The following is a 9,180-nucleotide window of genomic DNA, read 5'->3' as shown; positions in this document are numbered from 1 at the left end:
CCCGCCTGCTCCGCCTCCTCCGGGCCGCGCTGGCGGCGGCGGCGCTCGCCCTGTCGGGCGTCGCCGCGGCGGCGCAGGCGGAGCGGGTCGTCAACATCTACAACTGGTCGGACTACATCGACCCCAAGGTGCTGGAGGCCTTCACCAGGGAGACCGGCATCAAGGTCGTCTACGACACCTACGACAACAACGAGATCCTCGAGACGAAGCTGCTCGCAGGCCGCTCCGGCTACGACGTGGTGGCACCCTCGGGGCCCTTCCTGCAGCGGCTGATCAAGGCCGGCGCCTTCCAGCCCCTCGACAAGGGCAGGCTCAAGAACCTCGGCAACGTCTGGCCCGAGATCGCGAACCGGCTTGCCGTCTACGATCCGGGCAACCTCTACGCCGTCGACTACATGTGGGGCACGACCGGCATCGGCGTGAACCTCGACGCCGTGCGCGAGCGCCTCGGCCCCTTGCAGGCGCTGAACACCTGGAACCTCGTCCTCAGCCCCGCCCTCCTGAACAAGCTCAAGGATTGCGGGGTGATGATGCTCGACAGCCCCGAGGACCTGATCCCGAGCCTTCTGCCGGCCTACGGGCTGAAATCGGACTCGAAGCGCTGGGACGACATCACCCAGGTCACCGACGCCCTGTTCAAGCTGCGCGGGGCCGTGCGCAAGTTCCACTCCTCCGAGTATATCCAGGCGCTGGCCAACGGCGATATCTGCCTCGCGGTCGGCTATTCCGGCGACGTGATCCAGGCGCGGCGCCGCGCCGTGGAGGCCAAGAACGACGTCAGGATCGGCTACCTGATCCCGAAGGAAGGGACGCTGATGTGGTTCGACGCCTTCGCGATCCCGAAGGACGCGCCGCATAAGGACGAGGCCCACGTCTTCATCGACTACATGCTGCGGCCGGAGGTGGCCGCCGCCAATACGAACTTCGTCTCCTACGCCAGCGGCAACCTGCCGGCGAAGAAGCTCGTGAAGCCGGAGATCCTCTCCGATCCCGGCATCTACCCGGACGAGGTGACGATGCAGCGCCTCTCCACCAACACCGCCTGGGACGACCGCACGCAGCGCTTCGTCACCCGCGCCTGGACCCGGGTGCGCACCGGGCGCTGACGTGCCCTGAGTCTGATGCGCCCATGAAAAAGCCCCGGCGTCGCTGGCGACGCCGGGGCTCTTCTCCGCGGCAGGGCGGAATCAGTCCTTGAGGTCGGCCGGCACCTTGCCGCCGTTCTCCTCGAGCTTCTTGATGACCTGCTTGTGCAGCCAGATGTTCATCGAGGCGGAGTCGTTCTTGTCGCCGGTGTAGTGCAGCTCGTCGGCGAGGCCCTGGCGCGCGTGGAGGCTCGAGTCGAGGTCGAGGAGCTTCAGGAGATCGACGATCGAGGTGCGCCAGTTGAGCTGCTGCGGGTTCTTCGCGGCGAGATCGTTGAGCACCTGCTCCACGTCGACGGTGCCGCTGGACGTGCCGCCGCCCGAGGTCGAGGCCGTTGACGTGGGGCTGCTGGCGCCGCCCGACGCGCCGCTGGAGGCGCTGCCCGAGGGAGCCGGCGCAGCCTGGGCCTCGCCGCTGCCGAACGGGTGGAGGATCTTGCTGACGATGGTGCCGAGAAAGCTCATGGCGCTGTCCTTCGCTTGAGCGGACCGCCCGGAGGCGTCCACCTGGAGGCGTGCCCTCGGAACCGGGCACGCAGGGGCATTGGGGGCGTGGTGATCCCGCCCGTGCACCCTAACGGGGGCCTGACGTAGCAGTTCCCCGGGACGGGCCGCGCCGCCGCCGGCCATTCCACAGGCCAAGATCGTATTTTGCGGCGCAACACAAATGTGCCATGGGGAATCGTTCGCGTCCCCTTCCCGGATCATCCTGTGCGCTTCCCTGCTTCCGTCCTCCGGTCGGCCCTGTCGGCCGCCGCCCTGCTGCTGGTCGCCTTCACCCAGGCTCCCACCTTCGCGGCCGAGCCGGTGCCGGTGCGCATCGGCGTGATCCCGGTGATCGGTGCGGCGCCGATCTTCGTGGCCAACGGCGAGGGCTACCTGAAGGAGGCGGGCCTGAACCCGACCTTCACCACCTTCGAGTCCGGCCCGAACATGATCCAGGCGCTGGCCTCGGGCACCATCGACGTCTACGTGGCCGGCGTCGCGCCGCTCGCGGTGGCGCGGACCAAGAACATCGACGTGCGCGTCGTCGCCTCCACGGCCATCGAGGAGATGGTGTTCGTGGCCGGCCCCAAGCTCGCCCCCTACTTCGAGGGTGGCGCCAGCAAGGCCGAGGCGTTCGCCAGGTTCCGCGCCAAGGAGGGCAAGCCCGCGCGCCTGGCCACGCAGCCGCCGGGCTCGGTGCCCAACACCACCCTCCAGCACTGGCTCTGGGAGGTGACGAAGACGGGGCGCGGCGACGCAGAGATCGTCAGCATGGGCATCGACGCCACGCAGCAGGCGCTGCTTGCCGGCGCCGTCGACGGCGCCTCGATCCGCGAGCCGGCGCTGACCATCGTCCAGGGGCGTAACCCGGCGATCAAGCTGATCGCGCTGGGCGGCGAGATGTTCCCCAACCAGCCCGGCACCGTGGTCGGCGTGTTCGGCGCCTTCGCCGACAAGAACCCCGCCGCCGTCGAGGGGCTGGTGAAGGGCATCGTGCGCGCCGTCGACCTCCTGAAGAGCGATCCGGCCCGCGCGGCCAAGCCCGTCGAGGCGGCGCTCGGCAAGGGCATCACCGATCTCGCCACCATCCAGAAGGCGCTGACCTCGCCGGCCGCGAAGTTCACCGCCGACCCCCGCGCCATCGTCGAGGCGACGAAGGCGATGCAGGCCTATCAGGTCAGCATCGGGACCCTCGACCGCGACCTGCCCGTCGATGCCCTGTTCGTGCCCTCGTACTACGAGAAGGCGGCCGGCCGCTGATCCCGGTGGGATCGCGTTCGGACGGACGCAAGCGATGAGGCTCATCGGCTCGACGCTGCTCGCGGCGGCGGGACTCGCCGCGTTCCTGGGATTCTGGGAGGCGCTGCCGCGGCTCGGCCTCATCAACCCGGCTTTCCTGCCGCCGCCGAGTACGATCCCGGCCGCCTTCCTCAAGGAGCTGTCGCTCGGGGTGTGGCCGGAGGCGGTGGCCTCGAGCCTCAGCCACTACGTGGTGGGCTTGAGCGCGGGTGCCGGCATGGGCATCGGGCTCGGGCTCCTCAGCGGTATGTTCCGGCCCTTCGAGGCGGCGACCGCCTGGATCGTGCGGCTGCTGCGGCCGATCCCCGGCCTCGCCTGGGTGCCCTTCGCGATCATCTGGTTCGGGGTGCAGCCCTCGGCCGCCGTGTTCATCATCGCGATCGGCGTGTTCTGGATCGTGTTCTTCGCGACCCAAGGTGCGGTGCGGGGCGTCGACCGCGACCTCGTCGAGGTCGCCCAGGCCTTCGGCTTCCGCTCGCCTTGGGCGCGGCTCACGAAGATCCTGCTGCCGGCGGCGACGCCGGGCATCCTCGTCGGCGTGCGGACCGCCTTGGGTCAGGCCTGGATGGCGGTGGTGGCCGCGGAGATCTTCGGCGTGCCCGGCGTCGGCGCGCGCATGATGCAGGCCTCGAGCCTCCTCTCCACGGACATCGTCGTGGTCTACATGCTCACCATGGCCGCCCTCTACGGCCTGTTCGACAGCGCCTTCGTCGCCCTCCAGGGCTGGCTCCTGCGCTGGAGGGCCTGAGAATGGCCGAGATCGTGGACACCGCCCCCGTCATCGACATCGAGGGTCTGAGCCTCGCCTACGAGCGGGGCGGCACCCGCAACGTCATCCTGTCGAACCTCGACCTCGCCGTGCCACGGGGCGAGTTCCTGGTCATCGTCGGCGAGTCCGGCGTCGGCAAGTCGACGCTGCTGCGGGTGCTGATCGGGCTCGCGGAGCCGAGCGGCGGGAGCGTGCGCCTTTCGACCCGCCCCGGCTGCCGCACGCCGATGGGGCTCGTCTTCCAGGATTCGCGCCTGCTCGGCTGGCGCAAGGTCGTCGACAACGTCGCCTTCGGGCTCGAAGGCAGCGGGCTGTCCAAGGCCGAGCGCCGGGCGAAGGCGGCCGAGATGCTCGCCTTCGTCGGGCTCGCCGATCTCGGCGGGCGCTGGCCGCATCAGCTGTCCGGCGGGCAGCGCCAGCGGGTGTCGCTGGCCCGCGCGCTCGCCGTCGACCCGGACGTGCTGCTCATGGACGAGCCGTTCTCGGCGCTCGACACCTTCACCCGCGAGGGGCTGCAGGACGAGCTGCAGCGGGTCCAGGCGGAGACGGGCAAGACGGTGATCTTCGTCACCCACGACATCGACGAGGCGGTGACGCTGGCCGACCGGGTGATCGTGCTCGCCGGCAAGCCCGGCCGGATCGCGGCCGAGCTCAAGATCGACGCGCCCCGCCCCCGCCGGCGCCGGGACCCGGCGCTGACGGAGGCCGCCCGCTACCTGCGCTCGGAGCTGTCGAGGCGCTCGGCGGAGCTCTGAGGCGCCATCGCCTCGGCCGGGTGTGCGAGAAGCTCGGCGAGGTAGCCCTTCCAGAGCCCGGCGTAGCGCAGGGACTGGTGGCCGTGGGTGTCCGGCGAGACCGGCACCAGCACGAAGCGGCCGTCCTTCAGCTTGGCCATGGCCGGGTTCATCACGTCGAGCTGCGGCGGGTTCAGCTCGTCGTCGGCGAAGTTCACCGCCAGCACCTTTGCCTCGATCTTTCCGAGATCGGCGAAGGGGTCGTAGTCGTAGGAGCTATCGAACCAGTACATCCAGTCGTTGGCGTCGGCCTTGCCCTCGTAGCTCGTGACGAGCCCGTCGAAGAGCGCGTCCGCCTTGGCCCGCGTCGGCGCCTTGCCCTGGAGGCCGAGCACGCTCTCGGTCATGATGTTGAAGATCGGCAGGATGTGGCTGAGGCCCTTGGGCTGCTCGGTGTAGTCGCCGCCCTTCCAGTCCGGGTCGCTGCGGATGCCCTCGATGAGCAGGCGCCGCCACAGCGCGTTGCGGCCGCTCACCGGGATCGGCTGGCTGGCCACGGCCATGATCAGGTCCATGCTCTTCGGGTAGCGCTCGCCCCACATCCAGGCCTGCATCCCGCCCATGGAGGTGCCGAGGATGAGCCGCAGGTGCTTCACGCCCAGCGCGTCGACCACCGCCTTCTGCCCGGTGACGACGTCCCCGTAGCCGTAGCGGGGGAACTTCGCGCGCAGGCCGTCGGAGGGTTTCGTGGAGCCGCCCCGGCCGAGCCCGTCCGGCAGGATCACGTAGTACCTGCGCGCGTCGAGCGGCGCGCCTTCGCCGAACAGCTCCGGCCCGAGCGTCGGCACGAAGAAGGCCTTGCCGGTGCCCGTGGTGCCGTGGAGCGCGAGCACGGCGTTGTCGATCTCGCCCTTCTCGTTGCGGTGGGGCGTGCCGATGGTGGTGTAGTGCAGCTTCACCTCGGGCAGGCTCTGCCCGTCCGCGAAGCGGAACTCCTTGACCGTGACGTCGCCCTCCTTCTGCTCCGGATAGGCGGCGGGCGCGGCAAGCGCGGGCTGGAGATAGCCCAGCAGTGCCGCGGCGAACATCGCCCCGCGTAGGGTGGCTCTCATCCTTCTTCCTCCCGTTTCCAGCCGAGGGAGCGTTCCACCGCCCGGCCCCAGGCCGAGAACAGCGCCTCCCGCCGTGCTTTCTCCATGCGCGGATGCCAGCGCCGGTCGACGCCCGCCTGCTCGGCGAGCGCCTCGACGCCGGGCCAGAACCCGACGCCGAGCCCTGCGGCGTAGGCCGCGCCCAGCGCGGTCGTCTCCGACACCTTCGGCCGCAGCACCGGCCGGCCGAGGATGTCCGCCTGGAACTGCATGAGCAGGTCGTTGACGACCATGCCGCCGTCGCAGCGCAGGGCCTCGACGGCGATGCCGGAGTCCGCCTCCATCGCCTCCAGCACCTCGCGGGTCTGGTAGGCGGTGGCCTCCAGCGCCGCGCGGGCGATGTGGCCCTTGTTCGAGAAGCGGGTGAGGCCGGCCAGGATGCCCCGCGCGTCCGCCCGCCAGTGCGGGGCGTAGAGGCCGGAGAAGGCCGGCACCAGGTAGACGTCGCCGTTGTCCTCGACGGAGCGCGCCAGCGTCTCCACCTCGGCGCTCGCGCCGATCAGCCCGAGATTGTCGCGCAGCCACTGCACGAGCGCCCCGGCGATGGCGATGGAGCCTTCGAGCGCGTAGACCGGCGGTGCGTCACCCAGCCGGTAGCCGACGGTGGTGACGAGCCCGCAGGTCGAGGCCACGGGCTCGGTGCCGGTGTTCATGAGCGCGAAGCAGCCAGTGCCGTAGGTGTTCTTGGCCTCGCCCGGCCGGAAGCAGAGCTGCCCGAACAGCGCCGCCTGCTGGTCGCCGAGGATGCCGGCGATGGGCACGCCGGGGAACGGCGCCCGCGTCTCCCCGAACACCTCGCTCGACGAGCGGATCGCCGGCAGCACGCTTCGCGGCACCCTGAAGGCGTCGAGGAGCGCATCGTCCCATGCGAGCCGGTCGAGGGCCATGAGCTGGGTGCGGCTGGCATTCGTCGGGTCGGTGACGTGGAGCCCGCCCTCCGGGCCGCCGGTCATGTTCCAGACGAGCCAGGTGTCGATCGTGCCGGCCAGGACCTCACCGGCCTCCGCGCGGACACGGGCCTCGGGCACCGCGTCGAGGAGCCAGGCGAGCTTCAGGGCCGAGAAGTAGCTCGCCAGCGGCAGCCCGGTCCTGCCCCGGAAGCGGTCGATGCCGCCCTCCCGCGCCAACGCGGCCACGGCAGGGTCGACGCGGGTGTCCTGCCAGACGAGCGCGTTGTGGAGCGGGCGGCCTGTGCGCCGGTCCCAGATCAGCGCGGTTTCGCGCTGGTTGGTGATGCCGATGGCGGCGAGCGCCGAAGGGTCGAGCCGGGCGGTGGCCAGCGCCTCGCGCATCACGCTCTGGCTGTTGCGCCAGATCTCGGCGGGGTCGTGCTCCACCCAACCGGGGCGCGGGAAGATCTGCTCGTGCTCGCGCTGCGCGTGCGCCACCGGCCGGCCCTGCCGGTCGAACAGGATGAATCGGGTGCTCGTCGTGCCCTGATCGAGGGCCCCGACATGCGAGCCGCCCGCCATCGGCGCCCTCCTCTCCCGTATCCGTTATTCTACGCCGCTCAGCCTATCGAGCCGATGCGCCGCACGGAAGGGCGATCCCTGACAGGACCTTCAGCCTTGTCCGCCGAGATGGGCGGCGAGGCGCGCCTGCGTCTCCGGCGGCACGTGCAGGCCGAGCTTCGAGCGGCGCCAGAGGATGTCCTCGGGGGTGCGCGCCCATTCCGCCGCGATGAGATAGTCGACCTCGGCCCGGGCCAGGCCCCCGCCGAAATCCTCGCCGAGGTCGGAGAGCGCCGCGGCGCCGTCGAGGAACCGCGCGGCGCGGGTGCCGTAGGCGCGGGCGAGGCGCAGCGCCGTGGCCTCGGGCAGGAACGGGTAGCGGGATCGGAATCCGGCGAGAAAGTCGGAAAAGCCCTTCGGCATGTCGCCGCCGGGCAGCGGCGCGGTGCCGGTCCAGGCCGGGCCGTGCTCGGGAAGATGGGGCCCGAGCCGTTCGAGGACGTGCTCGGCGAGGCGCCGGTAGGTGGTGAGCTTGCCGCCGAACACCGAGAGCACCGGCGCCTCCCCCTCGGGCGCGTCGATGTCGAGCACGTAGTCGCGGGTCACCGCCGAGGCGTTCGCCGCCGCGTCGTCGTAGAGGGGGCGCAGGCCCGCGTAGCTCCAGACCATGTCCCCCGGCTCGACGCGCTTGGCGAAGGCGCGGTTCACGCAGGTGAGCAGGTAGCGCGTCTCCTCCTCCGAGATCTCGACGGGCCCCGGCGCGCCGGCATGGGCGACGTCCGTGGTGCCGATCAGGGTGAAGTCGCGCTCGTAGGGGATCGCGAAGACGATGCGCCGGTCGGGCTGCTGCAGGATGTAGGCGTGATCGCCCGCGTAGAGCCTTCGGGTGACGATGTGGCTGCCCTTCACCAGCCGCACCGCGGCGCGGCTGTTGAGCGAGAGCGTGCCTGACAGGGTCTCGCTCACCCAGGGGCCGGAGGCGTTGACGAGGATGCGGGCGCGGGCCTCCGTCCCGTCCGAGAGGGAGGCGCGCCAGAGCCCGTCCTCCCGCCGGGCGGAGACCGCCCGCGTGCGGGTGCGGATGTCGGCGCCGCGCTCGCCGGCGTCCATCGCGTTGAGCACGACGAGGCGGCTGTCCTCGACCCAGCAATCCGAGTAGGCGAAGCCCTCGGTGAGCCGCGCCTGGAGCGGTGCGCCGAGGCTGGTGCCGGAAAGGCGCACCGCGTGCGAGCCCGGCAGGGTGCGCAGCGCCGAGAGGTTGTCGTAGAGGAACAGCCCGACCCGCAGCATCCAGGCCGGGCGCAGGCCCGTGTCGCGGGGCAGCACGAAGCGCAGCGGCCAGACGATGTGGGGCGCGATGGCGAGCAGGCGCTCGCGCTCGGCCAGCGCCTCGCGCACCAGCCGGAACGCGTACTGCTCCAAGTAGCGCAGCCCGCCGTGGATCAGCTTCGTCGAGGCCGAGGAGGTGGCCGAGCCGAGGTCGCCCTGCTCGCAGAGCAGCACCGAGAGGCCGCGGCCGGCGGCGTCCCGGGCGATGCCCGCGCCGTTGATGCCGCCGCCGATGACGAGGAGGTCGAAGGGCTCGCTCACCGCGCCCTTATGCGAGCCCGGCGAGGCGCCGGGCAAGCGCGATCGCGATCCCCGCGAGGACGAGCCCGCCGAGGAGGCGCCGCCAGGGGTTCGCGCCGGAGACGATCTCGGCGAGCGCCCACCAGCTCAGGCAGCCGGTCGCGGCGAGCGCGAGCGGCTGCGCCAGCGATCCGTCCGAGGGCAACGCGAGACGGGCCGCCGTCAGGCCGAGGAACAGCCAGAGGGCGAGGTTCGGCCACTGCGCGACCGTGATCGCGCCCGTCTCCCGGTTGCGGAACAGCCAGAGGGCGGCGCGGCGGACCGGCCCTTCCGCGCCGCCCGCCACGGGAGGACGGATCAGGCGCCGTCCGCCTTGCGGATCGGCTCGCAGATCTTCGCGGACAGCTTGTCGAGATGGACGCAGGCGTTGTCGCGATACCAGGCGCGCAGCTCCGGCTGGTTCGGCGCCACGTAGATGCCGACGAGGAGGAAGGCGGCGGCCAGCACGACGAGTAGGCCGATGAGGTTGCGCATGGTGGTCTCCTTGTGCCTCGGGCCGCCCCGAGGGCTCGCGGG

General features: G+C 71.3%; 10 protein-coding genes. 4 read left to right on the top strand and 6 right to left on the bottom strand.

From position 1 onward, the window contains the following. Positions 1-5: 5 nt before the first annotated feature. A complete protein-coding gene (locus tag MFF04_RS05865) occupies positions 6-1,106 on the top strand; it encodes a polyamine ABC transporter substrate-binding protein (RefSeq protein ID WP_373319968.1) in 1,101 nt (366 codons plus the stop codon). A gap of 81 nt (positions 1,107-1,187) precedes the next feature. Here the strand turns inward: MFF04_RS05865 and MFF04_RS05860 are convergent, their stop codons facing one another. Beyond that, positions 1,188-1,610 carry a DUF3597 domain-containing protein gene (locus tag MFF04_RS05860; RefSeq protein ID WP_238274513.1) on the bottom strand — a complete coding sequence of 141 codons (423 nt, stop codon included), beginning with the start codon at positions 1,608-1,610 and terminating at the stop codon, positions 1,188-1,190. A gap of 246 nt (positions 1,611-1,856) precedes the next feature. Between MFF04_RS05860 and MFF04_RS05855 the strand changes: the two genes are divergently transcribed. The 3 genes from MFF04_RS05855 to MFF04_RS05845 are packed head-to-tail and all read left to right on the top strand — an operon-like array spanning position 1,857 to position 4,454. Continuing rightward, entirely contained in the window at positions 1,857-2,891 is a 1,035-nt protein-coding gene (locus MFF04_RS05855) for an ABC transporter substrate-binding protein (RefSeq protein WP_373319965.1), read from the top strand. A 34-nt stretch (positions 2,892-2,925) separates the two neighbouring features. Further along, positions 2,926-3,678, top strand: coding sequence for an ABC transporter permease (locus MFF04_RS05850; protein ID WP_238274512.1), 753 nt, complete (start codon positions 2,926-2,928; stop codon positions 3,676-3,678). Positions 3,679-3,680: 2 nt separating this feature from the next. Beyond that, positions 3,681-4,454 carry an ABC transporter ATP-binding protein gene (locus MFF04_RS05845; protein WP_238274511.1) on the top strand — a complete coding sequence of 258 codons (774 nt, stop codon included), beginning with the start codon at positions 3,681-3,683 and terminating at the stop codon, positions 4,452-4,454. On the opposite strand, the gene MFF04_RS05840 is transcribed toward MFF04_RS05845, so the two are convergent. The 5 genes from MFF04_RS05840 to MFF04_RS05820 form a co-directional block, all read right to left on the bottom strand. Further along, positions 4,412-5,545, bottom strand: a complete 1,134-nt coding sequence (locus MFF04_RS05840; protein WP_238274510.1) for an alpha/beta fold hydrolase — start codon at positions 5,543-5,545, stop codon at positions 4,412-4,414. The two genes, MFF04_RS05845 and MFF04_RS05840, sit on opposite strands and share 43 nt — an antisense overlap. Beyond that, the gene (gene glpK / locus MFF04_RS05835) at positions 5,542-7,056 is read right to left on the bottom strand and encodes a glycerol kinase GlpK (RefSeq protein WP_238274509.1); all 1,515 of its coding nucleotides are present in this window, start codon (positions 7,054-7,056) and stop codon (positions 5,542-5,544) included. Before glpK ends, MFF04_RS05840 begins: the two co-directional genes overlap by 4 nt. Positions 7,057-7,146: 90 nt before the next feature. After that, entirely contained in the window at positions 7,147-8,625 is a 1,479-nt protein-coding gene (glpD, locus tag MFF04_RS05830) for a glycerol-3-phosphate dehydrogenase (protein ID WP_238274508.1), read from the bottom strand. Positions 8,626-8,632: 7 nt separating this feature from the next. After that, a complete protein-coding gene (locus MFF04_RS05825; protein ID WP_238274507.1) occupies positions 8,633-8,950 on the bottom strand; it encodes a hypothetical protein in 318 nt (105 codons plus the stop codon). Between the two features lie 11 nt (positions 8,951-8,961). Further along, positions 8,962-9,138, bottom strand: a complete 177-nt coding sequence (locus tag MFF04_RS05820; RefSeq protein WP_238274506.1) for a hypothetical protein — start codon at positions 9,136-9,138, stop codon at positions 8,962-8,964. Between the last annotated feature and the right edge of the window lie 42 nt (positions 9,139-9,180).

Source organism: Methylobacterium jeotgali (assembly GCF_022179345.1).
GTDB classification, from domain to species: Bacteria; Pseudomonadota; Alphaproteobacteria; order Rhizobiales; family Beijerinckiaceae; genus Methylobacterium; species Methylobacterium jeotgali.
Note: the sequence above shows the minus strand (reverse complement) of the source record. Positions and strands in the feature narration are given on the sequence as shown.

Bases quoted from the DNA above. Each gene is read 5' to 3' on its own strand.
- MFF04_RS05860 (WP_238274513.1), bottom strand. From the start codon at position 1,610: ATGAGCTTTCTCGGCACCATCGTCAGCAAGATCCTCCACCCGTTCGGC.
- MFF04_RS05850 (WP_238274512.1), top strand. From the start codon at position 2,926: ATGAGGCTCATCGGCTCGACGCTGCTCGCGGCGGCGGGACTCGCCGCG.
- MFF04_RS05845 (WP_238274511.1), top strand. From the start codon at position 3,681: ATGGCCGAGATCGTGGACACCGCCCCCGTCATCGACATCGAGGGTCTG.
- MFF04_RS05840 (WP_238274510.1), bottom strand. From the start codon at position 5,545: ATGAGAGCCACCCTACGCGGGGCGATGTTCGCCGCGGCACTGCTGGGC.
- glpK (WP_238274509.1), bottom strand. From the start codon at position 7,056: ATGGCGGGCGGCTCGCATGTCGGGGCCCTCGATCAGGGCACGACGAGC.
- MFF04_RS05820 (WP_238274506.1), bottom strand. From the start codon at position 9,138: ATGCGCAACCTCATCGGCCTACTCGTCGTGCTGGCCGCCGCCTTCCTC.